Raw genomic sequence first — 23,779 nt, forward strand, 5'->3', positions numbered from 1 at the left:
AGCAAGCAAATAGTGCCAGTTGTAAACAATGCAGTTTTTTAAAGTGATGCTAAATATTTTTGTATGGATAAAAGCAATAAATCAACATCATCCGTATCATGAAAAATATGAAATGAAGCCCGGATAGCATCCAAGTTGTCTTCATAGATATGTCGTAAACGCAAATAAATCCGTTGATCATTAAGTTTGAGCTTGCTTATTCTTTCATAGGCCAGATCTTTGCTGTCTAAGTAAGTACGGTTTAATTTGTCTTCAATGGCAAAACTAACCATGCCACTGTAGCTTGTTGAATCGGCATTAACCACATCATGAATGTAAAAACGCGATTGAGATTGATTGTAGTGTTGTAAACCCCGGCGAAAATATTGAGCCAAAGAAAAGACTTTATCTTGAATGGTTTTTTTACCTAAACTCTGAAAAAGATCAGCAGACTTGGCCAATCCGGAGAACAATTGCATGCTTTGTGTGCCATAAGTATAACGGTAGGCATTGTTGGCAAAGTCTATCCTTAAAGGCTCAAAGCTGGCATCACAGGCATAGGCACCTACAAACTCTGGTTGTATAAATTTTTGTGCGGATGAATGGATGTAAAGAAGACCGGTTCCTTTGGGGCCACAAAGCCACTTATGGCCGCTGGCAGCGTAAGCGTGGCATTGGTATTGTTTGACATTGACATCAAGCATCCCTAAAGATTGAGCACCATCAACAAAATAAAAGATTTTATTTTCTCGTTGGGCATTAAGCTCAGCTATTTTAGCACCAATACGCTCTACTGGAAAAAGATAACCATCCGATGCAATGTGAGGAATACTAAGAATAATAGCCTTATCAGGAAAAGAGCTTATTCTTTCAAGGATCAGGGTATAACATTCATCTTGGCTTAGTTTATTACAAGAAAAAGTAACAATATCTATATCTTTCTGGTTTTGTGAACGGTTGACCCAAGCTGCAATATTGCCAATGTGCTCTTTTGTACTGGTGATTAAGACATAAGGATCATGTCTTTTAGGCAGACCATGGCAAATAATATTAACCCCTTCAGTGGTGTTTCTGGTTAAAACCAATTCATCTGCGCTGCAATGGATAAATTGAGCTAAAGTTTCTATGTGTTTGTTCCACTGCTGACTACCATCATTGGGAAGGTATTGTTTGTTATCAACAACAGCGCCGTTTGTAAGGTGTATTTCTTTGCACAAATGTTCAATGACAGCATTTGAAGATGGACCTAAAGTACCTGTATTAAAGTAACGAATTCTCTGATTGCTGGTATGAGGAAAAAGATGTTTGATATTTTCTAAAACACTGTCTGAGCCAACAAAATTTTCCAAATCGTCCGCTGTTTGCGCATAAACTGAAGGCAAGAGCTTTTTAATGTCTAGGATGGATAAGCCAAACAGAGCCAACAAAGACTGTATAAATGTTTTTCGATTGGTTTTTAACATATTGCGTTATACACCATATCTTATGCAAAGTAAAATCGACTTTGCTCCTAAAAAAAGCATTGAATATAAGTGTATTAAAAAGTTAAAAGTGGTTTTTTTGTTTATTTATGTCACTATACAGGCATGAAACTTCAATTAATATACTCCATATTGCTTTGTTGCAGTTTGAGTTGGGCCAATGGCAAAGCAAAGCATGAGCAATGGACCAATGTTCTAAAAAAATACACCCAAGAAAAAAACCAACAAGTCTTGGTCAATTATCAAGCCATCAAAAAAAACATCAATGATTTAAACTTATATTTAAAACAACTTGAGCAAATCAACACCAAAGATTTTAATAAACTTAACAAAAAAGAAAAACTCGCCTTTTGGATCAATGCTTACAATGCCTATACTGTACAACTCATCGTGGATCATTATCCAGTACAATCAATCAAAGATATCAATGCCGGCTGGTTCAAAGGGGGGCCGTGGAAGAAAAAATTTATTAAACTTTTAGGTAACAGTTATAGTTTAGACAATATTGAACATGATATTATCCGTAAAGACTTTGCTGAACCTAGAATTCATTTTGCAGTCAACTGTGCGTCTATAGGTTGTCCATCTTTGTTTCAAGAAGCTTTTATTGCAGAAAAACTTGATGAGCAACTCAATCAGGCAGCCAAACATTTTTTAAGCAATCAAAATAAAAATCAGATTAAAGACAACACAATGCAGCTGTCAAAAATTTTTAAATGGTACGGCGGTGATTTTGAAAAGCAGTATGGCAATTATCAGCAGTTTATTATTCAAACACTAGGGCTTGAAAAGAAAAATTATTCAGTGGATTTTTTAGACTATGACTGGTCACTCAATGAAACAAAGTAAAATAGTATGAAAAAAAAAATTAGTTTAAGAGTAGCCCTTATCCTTGGCTTGCTTGCAGTTGTTTTATTGGCCAAGTATTTTGGGCTTACGGAGTATTTAAAACTTAACTACATTAAAGAAAACTTAGATGCCTTTGCCAGCTACTATGAGAACCATCAAGTGCTAAGTTTAGCTTTGTTTTTTATTGTATATGTTGTGGTTACTGCTTTGTCGCTACCGGGTGCAGCAGTCTTAACCTTGGTAGCAGGAGCATTGTTTGGTTTTGTTACAGGCACTGTGTTGGTAAGTTTTGCAAGTACGATAGGTGCAAGCTTGGCCTTTGTTGGTGCGCGTTTTTTATTAAGAGATAGCATAGAGCATAAGTTTTCTAAGCAGTTTCAAAAAATCAATGAGGGGGTTAAAAAACAAGGCGCCTTTTATTTGTTCAGCTTACGTTTGGTTCCCATCATTCCTTTTTTTGTCATCAATGCCGTGATGGGTTTGACCCAAATGCGCTTATGGACTTTTTATTGGGTGAGTCAAGTGGGGATGTTGGCTGGAACCATGGTCTATGTGAATGCCGGAAAGCAACTGGCCAGTATTGATGCTTTATCAGAGGTGATGTCCTTAAACGTGTTATTATCTTGTGCTGCATTAGCCTTATTGCCGTGGTTGACCAAAGCCATACTTAAAACAATCAAAACAAAAAAAATCTATAAAAACTACAGCAAACCCAAACACTTTGATTACAACATGGTGGTCATTGGTGCGGGCTCTGCCGGTTTAGTGACCGCCTATATCAGTGCAGCAGTTAAAGCCAAAGTGGCGTTGATTGAAAAAAATAAGATGGGAGGAGATTGTTTGAATACGGGTTGTGTTCCTTCTAAAGCCATCATAAAAAGCGCAAAATTAGCGTATCAAATGCAACATGCCAGTGAATATGGTCTTGAAGATATAAATCCTAGTATTGATTTTAAAAAAATCATGCAGCGTGTGCAGCAGGTGATTAAAGATATAGAGCCACATGATTCGGTGGAACGCTACACAAAACTAGGTGTAGAATGCATAAAGGGTGCAGCTAAAATAATTTCACCGTGGGAAGTTGAAGTCAATGGTAAGATTCTTAGTACTCGCAACATTACAATTGCCACAGGGGCCAGCCCTTTTGTGCCAGCACTTGAAGGCATAGATCAAATCACAGCGCTGACGTCTGAAAATTTATGGCAACTGCCAGCGCTGCCTAAAAAATTGATTGTCTTGGGCGGCGGACCTATTGGCTGTGAAATGGCGCAAAGTTTTGCACGCTTGGGCAGTCAAGTCACGCAAGTAGAAATGATGGATCGACTTATGGGAATTGAAGACGAGGCAGTGAGTAAAATTTTACAAGAGCAATTTGAAAAAGAAGGAATAGAAGTTTTAACGCAGCATCAAGCGCAAGCAGTTGTAATTAAGGATGGTAAAAAATACCTACAACTTAAATGCCAAAATCAAACAATAGAAAAAGAGTTTGATGAATTGTTGGTGGCTGTGGGCCGTAGAGCGAATATCAAAGGTTTTGGTTTAGAAGAAATGGGCATACAGTTAAGAGAAAACAAAACCATTGAGGCCAATGCGTACTTGCAAACCAACTTTCCCAACATTTATGTCTGTGGTGACGTCACTGGACCGTATCAATTAACGCATACAGCTTCGCATCAAGCCTGGTACTGCGCCGTCAATGCACTGTTTGGCAAGTTTAAAAAATATAAAGTAGACTACTCAGTGATTCCTTGGGCAACATACACAGATCCAGAAATAGCAACAGTAGGCTTAAATGAACAACAAGCTAAAAAACAAGGTATAAGCTATACCCTAACCACCTATGCTATAGATGATTTAGACCGAGCCATAGCAGACAGTGAAAATCGTGGAATGGTCAGGGTTTTAACCAAACCGGGTACAGATAAAATCATTGGTGCAAGCATTGTGGGTCAACATGCAGCAGATTTAATCATAGAGTTTATAGCGGCCATGAAACATGGTTTTGGTTTGAACAAAATTTTATCCACCATTCACATTTATCCCACCATGGCAGAAGCCAATAAGTTTGTTGCCGGCAATTGGAAAAAACAGCAGACCCAAGCGTATGTTTTTAAATGGCTTAAAAAGTTTCATGCTTGGCAACGCTAAATTTTTTGCAATTTAAGTGGGCTTTGTTAGCCTTAAAAAATATAGATTTTAGCAAAGATCTTATTTATTTTGTTGTTTTACTTAAGCCTTATGCATTTTTTGAACAGGTATTGATACCAAAAACGGTGTACAAAGGGCAAAAATTCAAGAGTGCAGTTGCCAATGGAACAATACCTACAAGCCCTAAATATTTATAGGGACTATCCAAAACAAAAAATAGACCAAGCAAGGTTAAGCCGGTAACAATCCGTAAAATTTTATCAATTGATCCAACGTTTTTTGTCATAACAACTCCTTGTATTAAGATATACATACAATTAAGCTTTTAATAAAATAAATTAAAGCTATTCATGGATAGTTAAAGATTTTTGCAAACAAGTTGGCATAACTTAAATACCATGGGATCCGCAATGGTATAATAAACAGATACCGCATGTTTTTCTTTATTAAGAAAGCCAGCCTGTTCCAAAACTTTTAAATGCTTGCTAATGTTGGGTTGGCTGCTGTTTAAAGCCATATGAATATCAGTTACATTTTTTTCTCCATCCATTAAGAATTGAATAATGGCTAAACGCAAAGGTTCAGAAAGAACTTTAAATTTTTCGGCAATATTATTGAGTTCATGTTGAGAAAATTTTATTTTTTTGTTGCGTAAGTTGGTCTTTTTCATTATATTCTTTTATAGTTATATAATTATGTTATAATAAATTAGATGTTAAAGCAAATAAATTTATATGCTAATAATAAAGAAAGGTAAAGATAGCTATGGCCATTAAAACCATAAGTATTGAACAGCTTAATAGTATTGTAAAAGATAAAGGGTGCAACTGCATTATTGATGTACGAGAAGCATCAGAATACAAAAGTGAACATGTTGAGGGATCTCAGCATATACCTCTTTCAACCATTCATGAAACCAGCCATACAAAAGATCTTGATACAGAACAAGCAGTCTACATCATGTGTCGTACTGGAATGCGTGCAAAAAAGGCTGCTGACCAAATGCAGAGCAAAGGCTTTAACAATATTCATATTGTTGAAGGTGGCATTGAAGCTTGGAAAAGTTTAGGTCTAACAACATTAAAAAACAAAACCAATATCTGGTCACTTGAAAGACAGGTCCGATTTACAGCTGGTTTATTGGTGATGTTGGGTTTTGTAGCCAGCAGCATGATACATTCAAATTTTATTTATTTGAGTGCCGGAGTGGCTTTTGGATTGATGTTTTCTGCCCTGACTAATACTTGTGGCATGGGTATGCTTTTAATGAAAATGCCATGGAATAGATGAATATAAATTGATAGGAGATACAAAAATGACTCATAATAAACATTATCAAGTACAACATTTTTTTGACCAAGAAACATGGACCTTAAGTTATGTTGTCTATGATCAAAGCAGTAAAGATGCAGTCTTGATTGATCCAGTTCTAAACTATGACCCTGCTTCATCTAAATACAGTTATGAATCAGTGAATGAAGTCTTGGATTTTATTAAAAACCATGATCTTAAAATCCATTATATTATGGACACTCATGCACATGCTGACCATGTAACGGGCATGAAAGAAATAAAAAAACATTTACCAGAAGCTAAAACGGTTATTGGTAAACATATTGACTTGGTACAAGCAGTATTTAAAGATATTTTTAATCTCAAAGATTTGAGTCCAGTAGAGCAAGTGTTTGATATTCTTGCTGATGAAGAAAAAGATCTACAAGCAGGGACATTGAATATTAAAACAATCTTTACTCCCGGTCATACACCCGCTTGTGCATCTTATTTGATTGGAGATGCTGTATTTACTGGAGATGCATTGTTTATGCCGGACTTTGGAACAGGACGTTGTGATTTTCCCAAAGGTAGTGCAGAAGACTTATATCATTCAGTGCATGACAAGCTTTACGCTTTGCCTGATGAAACAAGAGTGTTTACTGGGCATGACTATATGCCAGGTGGCAGAGAGTTGAAGTTTGAATCAAGTATTAAAGAACAAAAAGAGAATAATATTCAACTTAAAGAAAATACAAGCAAAGAAGAGTTTATTGCTTTTAGAACTGAACGTGACCGGCAGTTAAAAGCACCTCGTTTATTATTGCCCAGTATTCAATTAAATATACGAGCAGGAAACTTTCCTCAAGCAGAAGATAATGGAACAAGTTATATAAAAATGCCATTGTTTAAAAAGTAAATTGTAGAATGGCTGTCGTCAGGTACCTTTATATTATATGACATAGGTAGAGCAATGCACAATAGCCTTGTATCTTACTCAAAACAATGCTTATGATAGCAAAGATATGTTGGCTGATTTTTATATATTTATCATCAACAATACAAAAGTGGCGTGGCCATATATCAGTTTTGTATTTTATCTGACCTTATCCATTATGGTCAGTTTGCATATTATCATGCGTAGACAAGAAAGTAGAACAGCCTTGGCCTGGTTGGCCCTGGTTTGGTTTTCTCCTTTTTTTGGATCAGTGATTTATATGGCTTTTGGCGTTAATCGCGTTTGGCGTAAAACTAAACTTTTAAAATCACCTGCCATAAAAAAAATGATTGAGCAACTGTACCAAACAGATATTTTTCAAGAACTAAATATTCCATTAAGCTTACAAAAAATTGCAAACACACATTCAAGAATTAGCTATTTTTCTTTGTGTGGGGGCAATCAAATAAAAATTTTAATCAATGGTGAACAGGCTTATCAACCTATGCTGGAGGCAATTGCAAGTGCTAAGCAGAGCATTAGCATGTGCAGTTATATTTTTGATGATGACAAGCTAGGAAAAAAATTTGCAAGAGCCTTGATTGATGCCAGTGAGAGGGGTGTAGAAGTACGCTTGCTCGTGGATGCTGTAGGTTTAAGATACTCTTTTCCTTCTATTTTTAAACAATTTAAAGGGACACAGGTCAAAGCCAGACGTTTTTTACCAACCTTTGTTCCCTGGAAAATGTCTTATATCAACTTACGCAATCACCGTAAAATTTTGATTATTGATGGTAAGCAGGGTTTCACCGGCGGAATGAATATAAGAGAAGGACATTGTTTAGAAAGTAACAGCAAACATAAAATTCAGGATGTGCACTTTTGCATTGAAGGCCCAATTATTAGACAAATGCAAATCGTTTTTGCCATGGATTGGTTGTACAGTTCTGGAGAAACATTAAGTGGAAAACTTTGGTTTCCAAAACTTAAAGAAGTAGGGACCAGTAGTATGCGGAGTATTTTGGATGGGCCAGATGAAGATATTGATACCTTAAAAATGATTTTGATCAGTGCCATTACCCAGGCACAAAAAAGTATAACCATTGTTAATCCATATTTTTTACCCAATATAACGTTGATTAATATGTTAAAAATTGCCCAACAAAGGGGACTGGAAATAACAATTATTGTACCACAAGAAAATAATTTAAAATTGGTTCAGTGGGCCAGTCAAAAAACATTAGAAGAAATGGTCAATGCTGGCTGTCATGTTTATTTAAGTAGACCGCCATTTGATCATAGCAAAATTATGCTAATAGACGATGCTTGGTCCTTTATTGGTTCTGCCAATTGGGATTCACGCAGTTTAAGATTAAACTTTGAATACAATATAGAAGTGTATGATGAAAATTTTGCTCAAGCCCTAAAAAAAATAGTTGATGAAAAAATAGAACAAGGAAAAAAATTAAGCCTACAAGATTTTAAAAATTCTAGTACTATCAATCAGTTTAAAAGAGGTCTTGCTAGATTATTTATGCCATATCTTTAAACAGCAATGATCTTCTCAGAGTAGAAAGCCAAACTCAGCTGTTAAAGGTGCTTTATATAGACTTTTTTAGCCTATGAAATTATATTCATGCCATTATGGAAACATCAAGTTCACTGTCGATAGCAACACTCATTAAAGCCAGTATCGGTATTATTATTTTAGGTGTGTGGGTCTATAAAAAATTTTTTTCACCTTTGGCCTGGGTTAAAAATGATAATGTTAAAAAACTAAGTCATTTTTTAAAAAAACATCCTGAGTATATCACCAGTCCTTATAAGAACAAAGAACCTTTCATTCATTATGCAGCTGCACGAGGGTCAACAGAGGTAATTAAGTATTTGTTGGAGCAAGGTTGTCCGGTTGATTTAAAGCATGATTACGAAGAGGAAGAAGGTGATGCTACCCCATTGCATGCAGCGGTGCTCAATCAGGAAATAGAGGCGGTCAAACTTTTAATCAAAAAGAAAGCCAATGTCAATGCTCTAACACGTTCAGACCTATCGCCATTGAATTGGGCGCAAGCTGTAGAGGATGAAGCAATTTATGACTTACTATTAAAAGCAGGTGCAGATAAAAGTCATGTGCCCAGCAGTTATGAACAAGATGATGATCAATTTGTATCGTACAGGCAAGAAGATGATGCTTTAATGGCTAAAACTGTAGAACAAGCACAAGCAAATATCGATGAACTTAAAAAATTATTTATCAATCACAAGCAAGATACCAGCATTAAGTTTAAATTTTTAACCAATGAAAATGTCATTGAGCATATATGGGCCAATGTGACTAAAATTGAAGGGGATCAATTTTATGGGACCATTGTTACCCCACCAGTCAATCACAAAGGCCGTTTAGAAAAAAAGCAAGTGATTGCGCAAAAAGACATTGAAGATTGGGTGGTTGAAGTGGATGAAAAAACGGTTCGTGGCGGCTATAGTATTCAAGTGGCCATGATCAATGACAAAGGTAAAACAACCAAACGCGCACAAATGCTTGAAGAACAAGCGCATCGTTATGTTGATCATGATATACCAGCACTGATAAAAAATGAGCAGTAAAAACAAAAAATATTTACCATTTAAAGAAATTCAAGGCGTATTGCATGATGATCCGCCAATCAGTGAAGCAAATAAAAATAAGATTGAAATCTTAAGCAAAAGACTACAGTAAAATAGTTTGGGATAAATATGTAAGTGTTTCATCAAGACATTTTATGTTGATGAATAATGATGAATGGCCAACAAAGATTCAAAAAAATAACGTATTTTATGAATGGACTGATAATTGGAATGCAAATGAACCTTTGATTTTTCAAAACAAACTCTTGGGCTTGGATATTACGCCCAATGAAACAATTTATATTTTTTGGATGCGTGAACTAGCCATAAAAACATTGTGGCAGGTGTTTTGTCATAACTGGATTAACTTTTTGTATGAAGATGAAGGGTGTCTGGTTTTTGGAAAACAGATGGATACCGCTTTACTTTTAAGTAATGGTAAGTGTTGGGTTGGCAGTAAAACTTAACGATGATTGATATAGACAGACTACTTTGACCAAAAAGCAATCCGTCCATATGCTTAATTTTTAACAAACAGAATCAATTAAAAATACAATACTTAAACTGGGTCAGGACAGTATTCGTATGAACCTTCATACAACATCTCAAACATTCTTGAAATCACTTGGTCTTTATGTTTTTGATTGATGTGGATTAGAGATTCAAGGTATCTACACTGTACTTTTTGCATACCATCGTAGACAACAATTGTAATACAGCCATTTTGAGTGTTGTAGTAAATAGCCTGTTCTTGAAAAAAAGGCATGCTTGGATCTTCTACGTAAGAGGGTCTTTTTTGTAAGTACTCTATAACATGATCATCAAGGGTTCTATTTTGATAAAAGTCATTGTTATTGTAGTTTTTCTCCAAAGTAGAAGGTATTTCTTCTTGGTTAAGCAAGTCTTTATAAATACCTTCGGTGATGACTTTCCCATTAATTATAATCTTATTTTGATCTGGAGAGATCAGTATTTCCAAGTCTCCAGAGTTCAATAAGGGCAATAAATTTTGTGCTAAGGCATTTTGAGTTAAGTTCAGACAGCCAATAGCCAGACATAATAGTTTTAAATAATGTTTCATTTTTTTTCCTAACAAAGAGTAAGGTTTGTTTTTAAAATAATAATTAAGAATGTGTGGGGGAAAATATATGTGGCGCTAGGCGCCAAAATAGAAAAAGAAAGCAGCAAAGAAGCTGCTAGAAGTAAATGAATTATGCCATAAAGTATTATGCACCAAGCACTTGATTAGTCTAAAGCTAAGTTAATGTCAATAGCAATATTATAAATAGTTTTTATAAGACGAAATAATAATAATTATCAATTTGCAGCATAGTCATCCTATTGCATGATCTAAAATAAATTAGCACAGGGGTTTAAGAAGAGTCAGCGTATCGATACAATTGTCTTTTTAAGCTAAAATATGAGACAATGTATAGGTGTCCAGAAAAAATAAAGGGTTTACGCTTGTGGAACTGGCGGTTTCTGTTGTTATCGTTGGCGCAATTATGGCTGTAGCCATACCGTCTTATTTAAGATATGTTTTAAAAGCAAAAACGGCAGAGGGCGCGTTGTTGGTTAAGACCATTTATGACGCTGAATTGGTGTTTGCCAGTCAAGAATCCATGCTGATCCGTCATTCACAGTATGGTGATGTCTTGTGCAAGACCGTTCCAAGGTTTGCACCCATCTGCCTGCAAGATGAGGCCAGATTGTACAAACCGATCAGTAAAAAAGTAAATTTGTATTATCATGGCATAGGTGAGTTGGAATATGATCCAGTGGAACAAACCTGCACCACAGATACGTATTTTATTCATCCTAAATATTTGGGTTTGAATGAAGCGGCTGATCAAGAACAGATTACAACCAATCAGTACTCTAACAATATCCGCGTAGGTCCGTTTTATTCTTTTCCACAATCTTATTATTTGATGCGGGCTAAAAAAGACGTGCTGTTGGCTGATGAGTATGGTGTTCCTGTTGATGATACCATGATGGTCACGGCCATTGGAGATCTTGATGGAGATCATAATTTTAGTGATGAACCCACTTGGTGTGGAAGAGGGCCGTCACCATCAGATGCTTACTTTTCTTATAAAGATATTAGTATTATTGCCAGGGGCATGTACCGTGATGAAAATGGTGAGATACGCAGCACAGAACTAATAAAACTGAATCTCCAAGAATAAAATACACTTTCAAAACACAGCAAATTCGCCAAATTATTGACATATTGCATAATCTAAATGTATGTGTTCTCAAACTATTCTAAAATTTGGAGGAAATATGCAAAGCTATTTTAAATTGATTGTGACCAGCGCTTTTTTATTTTTCATAAGTATTGCCGTTGCAAAAGAACCTTGTTTACAGAGAGTTATTGCTTTTGACATTGGTTCTGGTGCAACCCGTATGTCTATTGGTCGAGTCAATACATGCAAAACTGAAAGTTATCAGCTCAAAGTAGGAGAAAAAGCACTCAAGGTCTATCAAAATATAGAAAAGGTGGACATGAATGGTTTGTTTGCTAGCAATGGTTTTAAAGAAAGCTATAAAGTGGACTATGGTGAAGCAGTGAAAAAAGACCGTAATAAAGATCAGGTAGAAGATGGCATCATAGATCAAGAAACTTTATTACAAGGTAGACAAGCCATAAAAGTTTTATTGGCGTGGGCAAATCTAGAAAAAACAGTATTTGAGCAACAGTCTCAAAATCATAAGCAAGAAAAATATCGTGATAAAGTTGTAGCGGTGGCAACTTCTGCATTTAGAACATTTCAAAAAACAGATGCAAAAGCAGCCCAAAGAGCTATAAAAGAAATAAAACGTTTAGGGGTAGATGAAATTCAAATCATCACTCAAGAACAAGAAGCTGCTTATGGTTTTGTTGCAGCTGTAACAGCATTGAATATTAGCAATCCAAAAAATATCTTGGTATGGGATATTGGAGGTAGGAGCACCCAACTGGTAGCAGCAGATTCGCAAGGAAAAGTAAAAATTGTAGGACAAGGGAATATGGCTTCTATTGATTTCCGTGAAGCAATTCTTAAAAAAGTTAAACCAGAAGGATGGGAACATCACTTTGAAGATGGAACCAGTCAAGCAGACAATCCAAATCCAATCACTGAGGATGAGATAGAAGCAAGTACAAAACTTTCTTATGAATATGCTTTAAATTTAGAAAATCAAAACATAAAAACAATTGAGTGGTTAGACAACAATCCTATAGAGACCGTCATAGGTATTGGAAGTGTTTTAAAATATGGAGGGTATAAACGCTTAAACAGTCTAGGAATAACCGAGACATCTTATTTTACAATTGCGGATATGCAAAATGGTGTACAGGCCATGACCAAGTATAATCCTAAAGAAGATTACGCTGAAGGAAATGTGTCCAATATGTATTTAATTTTGGGACATATGATGGCCCTAGGGTTTGATGAAATTCAATGTACTGGCTCAACCATGAGTGATGCCTTATTACAAATACACTAAAAAGAAATCATTTAAAAGGCTCTACGCTTAAGAGCCTTTTATCAATCAATGCAACAGTCAAACAAAGTTCTTATATAAGTTAAGTTATTTGATTAAGGGCAAGCCTACAGCCTCTCTACCTTCATTGCTTTTAAGTGAAAAATCTTGGCCCAGAAAATCATTACCTCCTGGACCACAGAGGTAGGCGATAGCTTGGGCAACCCAAGCAGCAGGAATGTGATCTTGCCAATCCAATTGACTGACAGGGTTTACGCCAGAAGCTTTAATGGTTTTTTGCATGTCAGTAGCAACCGTACCAGGACTTAAACCTATAACCCGCAAACCTTGTTCAGCATACTCTTTATGCGCACATTGGGTTAAAGAAAATACGGCTGCTTTACTCGAACAATAATGGCTCCAGCCTTCTAAAGCGCTTCTAGCAGCACCAGAACTTATATTGATAACAGTTCCCTTGTTTTTTAATAAGTAGGGGATAGCGTATTTAAGAGCGTAATAAACGCCTTTAACATTAACATCAATGACTTTGCTCCAAGCTTCAACATTAGAATCAACTATTTTAGCAATGGGATCAATGATACCCGCATTGTTAATTAAAACGTCCAAACGACCAGTTTTTTCTATGGCCAATTGTACAGCTTGCTTTACATTTTCACTGTTAGAAACATCACCAACAAAAAAATGACTGTTAGGGATTTTGGCTGACATTTTTTGCAAGGTAATTTCACTGCGAGCAAACAAAACAACACAAGCCCCCAGTTCAGCTAAATAATAAGCAGCAGCTTCACCAATACCTTTGCTGGCACCGGTGATTAAAACAGTTTTATTGCTTAAAATGTTAGACATAAGATCTCTAAAATTTTTTCTAAGATTAAAATACTTCCCAAGGAGTTGTTTCTAAAAAATCTTTAAGGATACGCGTACTTTTAAACTTCTTTTTAATTAAACTTTTTTTACGTCCACAACAAATATCCTTGATGATTTGCGGTTGTTGAGCATAACGTTTAGAACCTCCAATCAATTCATATAAAATATCACAGACATCATACAGGTCTTCTAATGGACTGCCTTTATCATTAGGGCTGTGAGCAGTGTGAAAAATATCAATCAATTTTATATCATAGTGAAAACCTGATTGTTGCAACATGATGTTTTCCAGATGAAGATCACCATGCCACTCTTTATGTTTATGAATTTCCTGACAAGCACAAACAATGGCATAAAAAAGATGCAAGGCTTGATAATACGGCATACCTTTGGGGTGAAATTTTTTCAAATAGGCTTGAACAGAGCCTCCTTCTATATACTCTGATAATAAGTATTGAACACTGTGACCTTTAAACCTAAAGTTTTCTTTATTGATATACTTGATGAGTCCGGTACAGTTTCTAAGTTTATGTAACTTTTTAGCATAGCTTTTTACAGTTTTATTGTTGAGGTTTCTGTGAGGATAAAAAAACTTTGCGGTTCTTTCTATGTTGGTGTCCAGTTCTTTAACAAGATAAACTTCACCTTCCCAGCCTTCTCCAAGTTTTTTAACAAATTGATATTTGGACGAAATCACTTTTCCATCTTCAAAATCAAATGCATCTATACTTGCTGGTGTTTTACTTGTTTTCATGTTCCTGAAATGTAAGCGTTGTTGCCCGGTATATTATTAGCTTTGGGCTTGATATAATCTACACCAATATGAAGCAAGCGCGAACCAGCATCACAATTAGGGATCACGTTTTTGCCAATAACAATTCCTGATTTGTTAGTGGTAACTTTTTCTTTGATTTCACCAAAAACATTGTAAACATGAGCAATCACTTGGCCTGCTTTGATTTCATCGGTTAAGTTAGGCAGAACATCAACAATGCCACCACGGGTGGAGTATATCCAAAAAGAATTATCACAAATGGTGCTTTCATGAATCATGTCTTTGACTTTGCCTTCAATCATATGAAGATGACGCATTGTATTTAAAATGCCTTCTAAGGTTTCATCAATCAAATTGTGTTGAAAGGCATTGGGATTACCAATTTCTATGGTGATGGAAGGAATATTGTTTTCATTGGCCCAAGCACGCAAAGTTCCCTCTACATCATATTTTTGCACTATAATATGTGGGTTTTGTAGATACGCCAAAGTTCTACAAGCATCATTTTCTAAATCGGCCCTGATATACAAGCTGTTGACGCGTCCATAGCTTGCTGTGTGTAAATCTAAAAGGTAATCAAACTTGCTGACCAGTTTTTTTATAAAATAATGGGCGTAAAGCTGGCTGGTTTTCCCTACAGCCTTTCCAGGCATGATACGATTAAGATCTTGGTTATCAGAAAAATAGCGCTGGTTCATCAAGTACCCGGGAGTATTGCTGATGGGAACCATGACAAGCGTGCCACTTAATTTTTTTGGATCAATTTTTTCTGTCAGTTTAAAAATAGTTGAGATGCCATTAAGTTCATCACCATGCAAAGCGGCGGTAATACCTAATGTTGGACCTTTGTCCTGTCCACGCAAAATAATAACCGGCACCCGCCAAGGTACACCTAAAGCGTTGTCGGATAATTGAATATGTAAACGGTGAATTTCACCACGTTTTAAAGAAGCAATTTTTAAATCTTCTTTGGTTTTTATTACTTTAATCGATGACATTTAAATACAAATCTCCTTAAGCAACGAAGCATCATTATCTAAAGATTTAAACAACTTCATTCTAAACTGACCTTTTTTATTTACCAAGTTTTGTGCCATTTTATCAATGGCAACAATGGTTAATAGGGTTTGAATATAACCTTCAACCAAATCATCAATGCCTATGCCAAGCATATTAAAGTCTTTGCGGTCCAGCAACATCAAGCGTGAGGTGTCTGAAGACCACTGGTTGTTTTCCAATTTTATAGATAAGTTGGTTCCTAAAACATCCCAACTTTTTCCAGTAAATGTTTCTGCCAAAGGGCTCTTGGCGCGCCTAGCATACAAAGCACAAGGAGAAAAACCAGTCTCAGATCCACATACCATCATTCTAAGATCTGCAATATAAATATTGCCTTTTTTATTGGGCATGGTGCCAACATGAAAGTACTTGCCTTGCACACTGTTGGAACTCCAAGCATAATGACCAATAAGGCTTTGCACAATAAATTGATCGTAGGGATAATCTTGCTGCATAAAGGCCGCAAGTTCTTCTTCATTGGTAATGGTAAACACGCCCTGTCCAGCATTGGTATAAGGAATTTTGATCACAGCTTTACCACCAAAACGTTTGACCCAAAGCGGGACTTCAGGTTTGTAAACGTCTTTAATGGTTTCAGGTGTATTAATTTTTAAACCTGTTCCTGCCAACTCAGAATTGAACATTTCATAGGCTTTGTTGGCTAAAAGTTTATTTCTTCCACCGGCTAGACAAATTAAAGTAGAATTGTAAATTAAAGTTTTACAAATGGGAGGAATACGGTTCCACGGTTTTTGCGTTACGTATCTAAAGGCTGCGCGGATGGGGATGTTTTTTTGTGTCTCCGTGTTGATGATTAATACACCATCTTTTACATAAACATTGTTTTGATCATCATCTGAATAAAAGGGTACCAAGTAAACAGTTTCTTGGGTCAAGTCAGCCAGAGCCGCAGCATAACCAGAAACTTCCATGTAATTTTTATCATAAATGACTGCCAAAGCGCCATCAATCAAGCGCTTCCTTTTAAGTAAAGGTAAAAAAGAATGTTGAATGAGAAAACGATAACCCCTATACTCATCTGATTCATCTCCACGCTGTGGCATGGATTTTTGCCCAGATGGACATGAGTTGGTTTCTAAGACCACCATTTTACGGTTGCCAGATTCGGTGGTGACATAAAATAAATCAGAGCCGCCCCAATAATAATATTTACTTTTGTAGCTTAAAATCTGACTTAAAGCTTCTGAATTCACTTTTGGATTTAAGTGTTTGTAACGCTTGATAATCCGTTCATGATTCATGTTAAAAAAATAACTGACCATGGGGTGCAATTGAGCATTGAGCGCTTTAGGGTAGAAGTGATTTTCTTGTTCAAAGCTGTTGGGAGCAATGCTTTCAATAAACCGATTCACAGCGCAAAGGTATATGAATATAGAAGTGTTAGCAAAGAAAATAATGTAAATTGCTGGGTTCAAAAGTAATTTTAGAGATCGATAGAATTTTTCTATACGATCATAGGGATTAAAGAATAAAATTTTTTATAAAAATCAATTATGATTCAAAACATGTTAGCACAGTCATTGATACAAAAACATAACACTGATTTCAGTAGCTATTATAAAACAGAACTTTACACCCATACACCCATGGCTTTACTGGCGCTAAAAGAAATGGGAGCCAGTGATTTAAGACTAGAGGATTTTTATAAAATCAGTGTAAAAAAGCTTAAAACAAAATCCGCGCCTTCAGTAGTCATTACAGCGAATAATTGGAAAGAATATTTGGGGCAGCATGCGCATGAAGCGGCCTATATTCAATTTTTTAAAAAAGAAATGAAACATTTGGGGCAAGACAAAGTTATTGCTAGTTATTTTGATCAACTGATGCCGGGGGTAGCAGCGGCGGCATTTCATCCCTTGATTAGATTATTTTATGCAGTACGTTTTAATATACCAGAAGAGATAGTGATCAGTTTGGCAACGTGGGCAACAAGTTATTTAGACTTGGGCTTAGATGCACATTTAAGCCATCAACTCAGTCTGGGCCATACTTTAAAACAGTTTGAGGAACAAAAATTTAATCAAGGTCAAAAAATTATTGGATCCAATATTGCTAAACGTATGTTAGCTGTATCCAAGATGACCATGTTTAAAGAGTTATCTAATCTTGTTGATCAAAATGATTTGCAGCCTTTAAAACTAGAGCAAGCATTGTTATGGTTGTTTTCACAAAACAATAACTTTACATTGCTGCATGCCATTACGTCTCAACATGCTTTTGAAAGTTTATATCACTTTTCATCCAAATCAAATGAAAGCAGAGTTATAATGTGGAAAGCCTTGTTGGCCGCTTATTTGTCCACCACAGGCAGTGTTAACATTGATTTTAATTGGCAGTATCCAGAGATCAAGCTTCCAGATTGGGAAGTGCTTACTGCAAAAGCCATACAAAGCAATGATGAACACGTTATAAAATTGTTGCATGTTTTGAGCATTAAAAAAACAGAAGGTTTAGAGAATAATTTGCGATATGCAGGAGCGTTGAAATTAGGGTTAAATTGATTAATAAAACAAGGTTTATTCGATTATAAGATTTAAATATGTAAAATAGGTGCGGCGTCCAACTCTTTTACTTTCATCAATTCAACAATCCGTTCAAGAGATACTGCCAGTGTGGATTGTTCTTTATGATTAAGATCAGATAAAGCCTGCAGTAAAGTTTCCTGCAAAGGAGAAGGGGCTTCTGATACAAACTTGCTTCCAGACTTTGTGATATGAAGGTATATTTTTCTGCGATCATCAACATCACGTTTTCGTGTAAGCCATTTTTTAATTTCTAGGCGGTCTATTATGCCCACCAGAGTGCTAGGACTAAGATGCACCTTCTGGGAAAGAGAGGCAATGGTTAAAGGACCATGCTCAGAGATGGCCAGTAGACAAACCAGTTGTGGGGTGGTGATATCATAACGCTGATTGAGTTGACGTGAATGTATATCCACAGAACGCATGATTTGGCGTAAAGCGTGAAGAATACGCAAGTCATAATCATAACCAGCATCTGATGAAACTTGTTTTACGCTAGATTTATTGTTTTTACTCATCGCATGAGTGGTTTTTGCTTTAACCATAACTGTATGGGTCTTATATTCCATAGTTTTTTAAATTGAACTAGCGTTTTTTTGTATGGGACCCATTCTAAAAAGTACTTCATCTTCATGATTTTGTGTTCCAAAATGATCAGATGCAAATAAAACTTTTTGTGAAAGTTCACAGGCAAAATTTTTAGACAGTTGTTTCAAGCGTTTGATAAAGGTTTGGTTAGAGGGATTGACCGTGGCTTCTATATAGTTTGGATTGATCCGATTAAAAAGTTTTTCTATCATTTTCTTGTTCAGGTTGTTGCCATGGTAGCCTTTTTTGACAGCCACTTCCCATAAAAACAATGTATTTTGTTTTTTTGGAGGCTGATAAGCAGAAATAAAACCTACAATTTCATCTGATTCACTGGTCACAACAATACTGGTATCATCAAAATGTTCGCAAATCAGCAGGTAAGTATAAACCGGGCTGGTACCAACATAAGGTTTGTACGGCTGTAACATGGCATGAATTTCTTGCGCGTCACTTTTTTTTGGTTTTCTAAATATAAAATTTTTCATGGTTCTATGAGGCAATACTAAGTTTTTTAAATCCAGATTGTTTTAAAGCATCATCAACCATCAGTTTTCGTTGAGCTGCATCCAACCAACGTTTTTGCATATCATCAGACAAGGCATGCAATGGATCATAATAGAGATAAACTTTTTCATCATCAACACTGGGGCTTCGATAAACACTGATGCCTGTTTCTTGATTGTAATAATCAAAACTATGGATATCACGTTTTCCACCACCACCTGGAGCATCGGTGACAAAGGTAGGCGTGTTAAACCCGGCAGTGCTGCCACGAACCATACGTTCAATTTCTAGTGTGGTTGCCACACTGGTTCTTAATTCATCAACGCCACTGACCATGTCATGTTGATACACATAGTAAGGTTGAATGTTAAGATAAGACAGTTTACGGGTCAGGTGAATCATGTCTTCTGCGCTGTCATTGACCCCACGAATTTGCACGCACTGGTTTCTCACTTTTACGCCACGTTCAAACAATTTATTCATGGCTTGACGGGTAATGTCCGTAATTTCATTGACGGAATTAAAATGGGTATGCAAACAAACTTCTTTATGCAGCTTACGTCCCTTTTCAACAATGCGAGTTAAGGTATCTGTCCAATCAGTATCGGTTAAAATTTTCATAGGCATCACAGCCGGCCCTTTGCTTGCAAAACGAATGCGTCTAATGTGAGGAATAGAAAGTAACATGTCACCAATATGGTTTAAATGATCAGTGGCCAACATGTAGGTGTCGCCGCCAGATATAACAACATCTTCAACTTCTGGTCTTGAGGCCAAATAAGCAAAGGCATCATTCCAACGATCAACATTGGGTTTGTAACTGACTTTATCCACACTTTCTGTATCACTGCCAATGGCATAACTTCTTGTACAAAAACGGCAGTACACTGGGCATACGTCCAATGGAAGAAACAATACTTTGTCATAGTAACGATGAACCAAACCCGGAACCGGGGAGTCTTGCTGCTCATGCAATGAATCCAGACTCAATTGTGGGTGGTCGGGGAGAAATGTAGATTTTACTGGCATAAACTGGGTTCTTATGGGGTCATGGTAGGGATCAGTCCAATCAATTAAGCTCAGCATATAAGGAGAGATGCGCATGTTCATTGGCGCTTGGGCTAAAGCTTGTTGAACATCTTCAATAAAATCTGAGTCAGTGACACCTTTAAGAAAGTTTTCCAAACCTTTTTTGTTGGTAATACTGTGTTTATTTTGAAAACGATAATCCAGAAATTCTTGTTCAGAAACATCTTTAAATGCAGGAATAGACTGCCAGAAAGGTCCTGTTTTAAAGGTTCTATGGATACTGTCTTCTTGTGGAACAGGGTCTTTGATTGCGGTGGGTATGGTGTGATTAGCAATAGTGTATAAAGGAGAGTCTTGAGGAATTTTTTTATCAAGGGCATCTTGCACACGGTTAGTGTCATCCATTGTATTGATTAGGGGTAAGGCTGATTTTGTCATAATACTCATTTCTTTTTATCTAATTTGAAGTTGTCAAAACTTATAACAAAAACAGTTACAAGTCAAATGATTCGTGTACAAATTAATTTATATGAAAATAGATATAAAAACGCACAAACACTAAAGTATAAGTTAAAGTGAGAATGGAAAATCATATAGAGCATGATGCAAAATGGAATCAGCAATATGAGGTAGTTGAAAAAGATGGTTGGTACGTTGCTATGCTTGAAGAGTAGAGAGTCTTTATTTTTTTGCTTATAACATTGGTTTGCTTAACAAGGATTGGGTATTTATCACTTTTTATATATTATAAATTTGGCGGGATACACGGTGTATTTTAATAAAGAAATATGGTATTCTATAAAGATAACATGGTGCAAGCTCTGATCTCTATTGTTTTTTTAATCTAAAATACAGTAAAATAAAGTGAGCACAATTTAGGCACTGCCGAAAAATAGGCAGGGCAACTTTAAGGCTTTTTTTGTAAAAATAATTTTTATTACAATAAAAACAAATACTTAGGATTTGGCTCGAATTTTGAATGTAATAGGAGCGAATCAAAAAAAGAAAGGCTAAGTGCGTATGTATAAAAAATTGAGTTTAAGCATTTTAACGATGGCAGTGGCATTGATGTCCTCTTGTCTAAGTGAAAACTCAACGGGTTTCTTAATTGGTGGAAGAGGCGGCGTGAATACACCGGGTTCAACCGTAAGCGTTGGCGGTGGTTTGTTGGAGTCTACATGGACACAGATTGCGGTGCCTAATCCAAAGCTTGATTTATTGTTTATTGTGGATGGTTCAGGATCGATGGACGGTGAAATTGAAGCCCTTCAGTCCGCACTGAGCAGTTTTGTCGGTGAAATTGTTGATAATGAAGATGTAGACCTTTGTGTGGGGATTTCTTATGCCTACCCAGAAAACAGTCCAGCCAACCATCTACTCAACAGCGTAACCCAGTCACCAGTGGTGTGTTCATCAGACTTTTCAGACACCAGCAGCATGGTTTCAGCCGTAAGTGATAATTTTCAAGTGGCCATTGACAACCTAAGTGGTACAGATGCCGAAGGTGGCTTAATGACCTTGCTAAGAGCGGTGGGATCGCAAAGAGGGTTTTACATCAGCAATGGCTTTTTTAGGGACAATGCAGCTTTTGCTACAGTTTTTGTTGCCGATGAAAATGATTATTCTGAATCCAACGGCACAGCAGCATGTTCCGGGTTCAGCGTAGACTTAACCCCGCAAGGTTTAGCCGGAACAGACTGTTTAGAAGCTCTATTCCGTTATAACTTTTACAGTGATCAATCTACAGGTGTGCGTATTTGGGATAGTACCTCAATCACCAATGCTGTAACAAGCTTTCAAGGTACCTTGCAAACCTACTATGCTTTAATTGGTATTAAACAATCCGGTCACGGCGCAGGCGGTATCACCCATGGTTACAATGAAGCGATTGATTTGTTAAATGGTGAATACGTTCCCTTAAGTTTGGCACAAGCTGCCGGTTCAAGCCCAGCAGCTCAAGACACCTTCAATCAGGCATTGGAGCCCGTTGCTCAAGGGGCATCGCAAGCGGCGCAAATTTTAACCGTGTTTGACCTTTCGCAAAAAGCCTGTGAAGATGAAAACCTAGAAGTTAGGGTTGCAAGCCAAGTATTGAGTGACAGCGAATACAACATAAGCATCAAAGTTGCCAATGGTACTGAGCTTACACGTATTACTATTAACGCTTCAAGTGCTGGTGAAGCAGGAGATCTTATTAAAATCACTTACAAGCCAGATGAAGGCGACTGTTAATGTTGAATTAAAATTTTAGTTAAAAAATAAAAAAGCTGGGTCCCACAACCCAGCTTTTTTATTTGGATTACTAAAGTGATTTAAGATGCAACAAAGTAAAAAAACTTCTGACAACAATAGTGTGTGTTAATATTTCAGTTATGAAAAAAATTGGAATTGTTATGTTGTTTCTGACTATAAACATTACATTTGCTTGTGAATGCATCTCTTCAGCTTCTTTTTTAGATGCTGCTCAGTCTGTTGAGTTAATTGTAGTTGCTAAAGTCAATAAACATACAAAATTTTCAAAAGAACCAAGTTATATTTATAATGATCAAAAATTTCCAATAGAAATGGAGTTAGAAATTATTGACAAGATAAAAGGGGAAGAAGAAAAGAAATATATTTCTGTTCGAGGTGATCGTGGAGCAGACTGTCTTCGATATATTATGGATTTTCCAGTAAAAACAGAGTGGGTTTTTGCATTAGTCAGAGATAAAAATTCATATGCAATTGTTAGCTGTGGAGATTATGCTCTGAAAGTAAAAAATAAAATGGTTTATGGGAGCATTAGCCAAAAAGATAAAGCAAAGAAAAGGTCAATACGTCGATTAAAAAAAGAGATACGAAATAATTTATAAACACCAGCCAATAAAAATATTGTTATACCATGTTTTTATTTTGCTATTTTATTAAACGAGAAGGCTTAAAGGTGCGACAAATCAGGGCTGTTGTTTAAACTGTTTTTTAGTATTATGCTATGACCAGTATGAATAAATACAAAATTCATAAACCAGTTGTACTCTTTGATGGATCATGCAATTTATGTAGAGGAAATTTAAAGTGGTTGCATCGCATTGATTTTTTTAAAGTGTTTGATGATGTTCCATATCAAGATAAAGTTGTGCCAACGCTCTTCCCAGACATAGCCCAAGAACAATTTGAAGAGTCACTGCATGTTATTTTTCCAAACGGTAAAATTTACACAGGCTTTGATGCTTTTAGAGCCGTATTTTTTAAGTCTCCTTGGATGTTTTTTTTGGCACTTTTGCTTAGTATTCCTCCACTACCATGGCTAGGCAGAAAGCTATATCCCTATGTAGCCAAAAACCGGTATAAAATAGCTGGACAATGTTCATTGCCAAAAAAATAAGCCAAGATAATTCCAGGGACAGCTGCCGGAGTTTTAATTGTAAAAAATGGCAGGCGAGACAGGACTCGAACCTGCAACCCTCGGCTTTGGAGACCGATGCTCTACCAATTGAGCCACTCGCCTGAGTGAGCAAAATTTAAAGTCTTTGCTATAGACTAGGCTGAGGGTTTACCCTCGCCATGTTGCCGTAAGGCAACCCAAAAAACGGCGGAGCTCGGTGCGCAGCAATTGAGCAACTCGCCTACAGCTTTAAAATTGATAAAGTATAAAAAATTTATTCAATCT

General features: G+C 36.4%; 25 protein-coding genes and 1 tRNA gene. 14 read left to right on the forward strand and 12 right to left on the reverse strand.

Going from position 1 to position 23,779, the window contains the following annotated elements; genetic code table 11:
• Nucleotides 1-38 precede the first annotated feature (38 nt).
• Nucleotides 39-1,442, reverse strand: coding sequence for an aminotransferase class V-fold PLP-dependent enzyme (locus PKC21_06890; GenBank protein ID HMR25063.1), 1,404 nt, complete (start codon nt 1,440-1,442; stop codon nt 39-41).
• 123 nt (nt 1,443-1,565) lie between these two features.
• Here PKC21_06890 and PKC21_06895 point away from each other — a divergent pair, with 123 nt between their 5' ends.
• Together PKC21_06895 and lpdA are read left to right on the forward strand one after the other, a co-directional pair.
• Entirely contained in the window at nt 1,566-2,309 is a 744-nt protein-coding gene (locus PKC21_06895; protein HMR25064.1) for a DUF547 domain-containing protein, read from the forward strand.
• Between the two features lie 6 nt (nt 2,310-2,315).
• The gene (gene lpdA / locus PKC21_06900) at nt 2,316-4,457 is read left to right on the forward strand and encodes a dihydrolipoyl dehydrogenase (GenBank protein ID HMR25065.1); all 2,142 of its coding nucleotides are present in this window, start codon (nt 2,316-2,318) and stop codon (nt 4,455-4,457) included.
• An 88-nt stretch (nt 4,458-4,545) separates the two neighbouring features.
• Here the strand turns inward: lpdA and PKC21_06905 are convergent, their stop codons facing one another.
• Both PKC21_06905 and PKC21_06910 read right to left on the reverse strand, forming a co-directional pair.
• Nucleotides 4,546-4,743, reverse strand: a complete 198-nt coding sequence (locus PKC21_06905) for a DUF2892 domain-containing protein (protein HMR25066.1) — start codon at nt 4,741-4,743, stop codon at nt 4,546-4,548.
• Between the two features lie 72 nt (nt 4,744-4,815).
• The gene (locus PKC21_06910; GenBank protein ID HMR25067.1) at nt 4,816-5,127 is read right to left on the reverse strand and encodes a metalloregulator ArsR/SmtB family transcription factor; all 312 of its coding nucleotides are present in this window, start codon (nt 5,125-5,127) and stop codon (nt 4,816-4,818) included.
• Between the two features lie 95 nt (nt 5,128-5,222).
• Between PKC21_06910 and PKC21_06915 the strand changes: the two genes are divergently transcribed.
• From PKC21_06915 to PKC21_06940, 6 genes are all read left to right on the forward strand, one after another.
• Complete coding sequence (locus PKC21_06915; GenBank protein ID HMR25068.1) at nt 5,223-5,747, forward strand: rhodanese-like domain-containing protein; 525 nt, start codon at nt 5,223-5,225, stop codon at nt 5,745-5,747.
• Nucleotides 5,748-5,772: 25 nt separating this feature from the next.
• Entirely contained in the window at nt 5,773-6,648 is an 876-nt protein-coding gene (locus PKC21_06920) for an MBL fold metallo-hydrolase (protein HMR25069.1), read from the forward strand.
• A 67-nt stretch (nt 6,649-6,715) separates the two neighbouring features.
• A complete protein-coding gene (gene cls / locus PKC21_06925) occupies nt 6,716-8,215 on the forward strand; it encodes a cardiolipin synthase (GenBank protein ID HMR25070.1) in 1,500 nt (499 codons plus the stop codon).
• A gap of 95 nt (nt 8,216-8,310) precedes the next feature.
• Nucleotides 8,311-9,273 carry an ankyrin repeat domain-containing protein gene (locus PKC21_06930; GenBank protein ID HMR25071.1) on the forward strand — a complete coding sequence of 321 codons (963 nt, stop codon included), beginning with the start codon at nt 8,311-8,313 and terminating at the stop codon, nt 9,271-9,273.
• A complete protein-coding gene (locus PKC21_06935; GenBank protein HMR25072.1) occupies nt 9,263-9,385 on the forward strand; it encodes a hypothetical protein in 123 nt (40 codons plus the stop codon). Before PKC21_06930 ends, PKC21_06935 begins: the two co-directional genes overlap by 11 nt.
• 43 nt (nt 9,386-9,428) lie before the next feature.
• Nucleotides 9,429-9,740, forward strand: coding sequence for a DUF2947 family protein (locus tag PKC21_06940; protein ID HMR25073.1), 312 nt, complete (start codon nt 9,429-9,431; stop codon nt 9,738-9,740).
• A 92-nt stretch (nt 9,741-9,832) separates the two neighbouring features.
• Here PKC21_06940 and PKC21_06945 read toward each other — a convergent pair whose 3' ends face one another.
• Nucleotides 9,833-10,354 (reverse strand): hypothetical protein, encoded by a 522-nt coding sequence (locus PKC21_06945; protein HMR25074.1) that lies wholly within the window; start codon nt 10,352-10,354, stop codon nt 9,833-9,835.
• A 355-nt stretch (nt 10,355-10,709) separates the two neighbouring features.
• Between PKC21_06945 and PKC21_06950 the strand changes: the two genes are divergently transcribed.
• Together PKC21_06950 and PKC21_06955 are read left to right on the forward strand one after the other, a co-directional pair.
• The gene (locus PKC21_06950) at nt 10,710-11,462 is read left to right on the forward strand and encodes a prepilin-type N-terminal cleavage/methylation domain-containing protein (GenBank protein ID HMR25075.1); all 753 of its coding nucleotides are present in this window, start codon (nt 10,710-10,712) and stop codon (nt 11,460-11,462) included.
• A gap of 97 nt (nt 11,463-11,559) precedes the next feature.
• Nucleotides 11,560-12,765, forward strand: coding sequence for a hypothetical protein (locus PKC21_06955; protein HMR25076.1), 1,206 nt, complete (start codon nt 11,560-11,562; stop codon nt 12,763-12,765).
• An 84-nt stretch (nt 12,766-12,849) separates the two neighbouring features.
• On the opposite strand, the gene PKC21_06960 is transcribed toward PKC21_06955, so the two are convergent.
• The 4 genes from PKC21_06960 to PKC21_06975 are packed head-to-tail and all read right to left on the reverse strand — an operon-like array spanning nt 12,850 to nt 16,836.
• Nucleotides 12,850-13,608: an SDR family oxidoreductase gene (locus PKC21_06960; GenBank protein HMR25077.1), complete on the reverse strand. Its 759-nt coding sequence runs from the start codon at nt 13,606-13,608 to the stop codon at nt 12,850-12,852.
• 25 nt (nt 13,609-13,633) lie between these two features.
• Entirely contained in the window at nt 13,634-14,383 is a 750-nt protein-coding gene (locus PKC21_06965; GenBank protein HMR25078.1) for a protein kinase, read from the reverse strand.
• Entirely contained in the window at nt 14,380-15,402 is a 1,023-nt protein-coding gene (locus tag PKC21_06970) for a succinylglutamate desuccinylase/aspartoacylase family protein (GenBank protein ID HMR25079.1), read from the reverse strand. The genes PKC21_06965 and PKC21_06970 overlap by 4 nt, the downstream gene beginning before the upstream one ends.
• On the reverse strand, nt 15,403-16,836 hold the full coding sequence (locus PKC21_06975; protein HMR25080.1) for a hypothetical protein: 1,434 nt from the start codon (nt 16,834-16,836) through the stop codon (nt 15,403-15,405).
• 141 nt (nt 16,837-16,977) lie between these two features.
• Between PKC21_06975 and PKC21_06980 the strand changes: the two genes are divergently transcribed.
• Entirely contained in the window at nt 16,978-17,985 is a 1,008-nt protein-coding gene (locus PKC21_06980) for a questin oxidase family protein (GenBank protein HMR25081.1), read from the forward strand.
• A gap of 32 nt (nt 17,986-18,017) precedes the next feature.
• On the opposite strand, the gene PKC21_06985 is transcribed toward PKC21_06980, so the two are convergent.
• Genes PKC21_06985 through PKC21_06995 form a run of 3 tightly spaced genes read right to left on the reverse strand, consistent with a single transcriptional unit; the run spans nt 18,018 to nt 20,577 of the window.
• Nucleotides 18,018-18,575, reverse strand: coding sequence for a MarR family transcriptional regulator (locus tag PKC21_06985; GenBank protein HMR25082.1), 558 nt, complete (start codon nt 18,573-18,575; stop codon nt 18,018-18,020).
• 6 nt (nt 18,576-18,581) lie between these two features.
• A complete protein-coding gene (ectA, locus tag PKC21_06990; protein ID HMR25083.1) occupies nt 18,582-19,082 on the reverse strand; it encodes a diaminobutyrate acetyltransferase in 501 nt (166 codons plus the stop codon).
• Between the two features lie 4 nt (nt 19,083-19,086).
• Nucleotides 19,087-20,577: a KamA family radical SAM protein gene (locus tag PKC21_06995; GenBank protein HMR25084.1), complete on the reverse strand. Its 1,491-nt coding sequence runs from the start codon at nt 20,575-20,577 to the stop codon at nt 19,087-19,089.
• 573 nt (nt 20,578-21,150) lie between these two features.
• On the opposite strand from PKC21_06995, the gene PKC21_07000 reads away from it, so the two are divergent.
• The 3 genes from PKC21_07000 (at nt 21,151) to PKC21_07010 (ending at nt 23,494) form a co-directional block, all read left to right on the forward strand.
• On the forward strand, nt 21,151-22,362 hold the full coding sequence (locus PKC21_07000) for a hypothetical protein (protein ID HMR25085.1): 1,212 nt from the start codon (nt 21,151-21,153) through the stop codon (nt 22,360-22,362).
• Between the two features lie 140 nt (nt 22,363-22,502).
• A complete protein-coding gene (locus PKC21_07005; GenBank protein ID HMR25086.1) occupies nt 22,503-22,982 on the forward strand; it encodes a hypothetical protein in 480 nt (159 codons plus the stop codon).
• 128 nt (nt 22,983-23,110) lie between these two features.
• Nucleotides 23,111-23,494, forward strand: a complete 384-nt coding sequence (locus PKC21_07010; GenBank protein HMR25087.1) for a DUF393 domain-containing protein — start codon at nt 23,111-23,113, stop codon at nt 23,492-23,494.
• 47 nt (nt 23,495-23,541) lie between these two features.
• Here PKC21_07010 and PKC21_07015 read toward each other — a convergent pair.
• Nucleotides 23,542-23,617, reverse strand: a tRNA-Trp gene (locus tag PKC21_07015).
• Nucleotides 23,618-23,779 lie beyond the last annotated feature (162 nt).

It is taken from the genome of Oligoflexia bacterium, assembly GCA_035326705.1.
GTDB lineage: Bacteria > Bdellovibrionota_G > JALEGL01 > JALEGL01 > JALEGL01 > JALEGL01.

Coding starts and splice junctions, on each gene's coding strand:
- PKC21_06905 (HMR25066.1), bottom strand. CDS start 4,743: ATGACAAAAAACGTTGGATCAATTGATAAAATTTTACGGATTGTTACC.
- PKC21_06920 (HMR25069.1), top strand. CDS start 5,773: ATGACTCATAATAAACATTATCAAGTACAACATTTTTTTGACCAAGAA.
- PKC21_07000 (HMR25085.1), top strand. CDS start 21,151: ATGTATAAAAAATTGAGTTTAAGCATTTTAACGATGGCAGTGGCATTG.
- PKC21_06945 (HMR25074.1), bottom strand. CDS start 10,354: ATGAAACATTATTTAAAACTATTATGTCTGGCTATTGGCTGTCTGAAC.
- PKC21_07005 (HMR25086.1), top strand. CDS start 22,503: ATGAAAAAAATTGGAATTGTTATGTTGTTTCTGACTATAAACATTACA.
- PKC21_07010 (HMR25087.1), top strand. CDS start 23,111: ATGAATAAATACAAAATTCATAAACCAGTTGTACTCTTTGATGGATCA.
- PKC21_06910 (HMR25067.1), bottom strand. CDS start 5,127: ATGAAAAAGACCAACTTACGCAACAAAAAAATAAAATTTTCTCAACAT.
- lpdA (HMR25065.1), top strand. CDS start 2,316: ATGAAAAAAAAAATTAGTTTAAGAGTAGCCCTTATCCTTGGCTTGCTT.
- PKC21_06935 (HMR25072.1), top strand. CDS start 9,263: ATGAGCAGTAAAAACAAAAAATATTTACCATTTAAAGAAATTCAAGGC.
- PKC21_06970 (HMR25079.1), bottom strand. CDS start 15,402: ATGTCATCGATTAAAGTAATAAAAACCAAAGAAGATTTAAAAATTGCT.
- PKC21_06955 (HMR25076.1), top strand. CDS start 11,560: ATGCAAAGCTATTTTAAATTGATTGTGACCAGCGCTTTTTTATTTTTC.
- PKC21_06895 (HMR25064.1), top strand. CDS start 1,566: ATGAAACTTCAATTAATATACTCCATATTGCTTTGTTGCAGTTTGAGT.
- PKC21_06985 (HMR25082.1), bottom strand. CDS start 18,575: ATGGAATATAAGACCCATACAGTTATGGTTAAAGCAAAAACCACTCAT.
- PKC21_06960 (HMR25077.1), bottom strand. CDS start 13,608: ATGTCTAACATTTTAAGCAATAAAACTGTTTTAATCACCGGTGCCAGC.
- PKC21_06995 (HMR25084.1), bottom strand. CDS start 20,577: ATGAGTATTATGACAAAATCAGCCTTACCCCTAATCAATACAATGGAT.
- PKC21_06980 (HMR25081.1), top strand. CDS start 16,978: ATGATTCAAAACATGTTAGCACAGTCATTGATACAAAAACATAACACT.
- PKC21_06940 (HMR25073.1), top strand. CDS start 9,429: ATGTTGATGAATAATGATGAATGGCCAACAAAGATTCAAAAAAATAAC.
- ectA (HMR25083.1), bottom strand. CDS start 19,082: ATGAAAAATTTTATATTTAGAAAACCAAAAAAAAGTGACGCGCAAGAA.
- PKC21_06890 (HMR25063.1), bottom strand. CDS start 1,442: ATGTTAAAAACCAATCGAAAAACATTTATACAGTCTTTGTTGGCTCTG.
- PKC21_06965 (HMR25078.1), bottom strand. CDS start 14,383: ATGAAAACAAGTAAAACACCAGCAAGTATAGATGCATTTGATTTTGAA.
- PKC21_06915 (HMR25068.1), top strand. CDS start 5,223: ATGGCCATTAAAACCATAAGTATTGAACAGCTTAATAGTATTGTAAAA.
- PKC21_06930 (HMR25071.1), top strand. CDS start 8,311: ATGGAAACATCAAGTTCACTGTCGATAGCAACACTCATTAAAGCCAGT.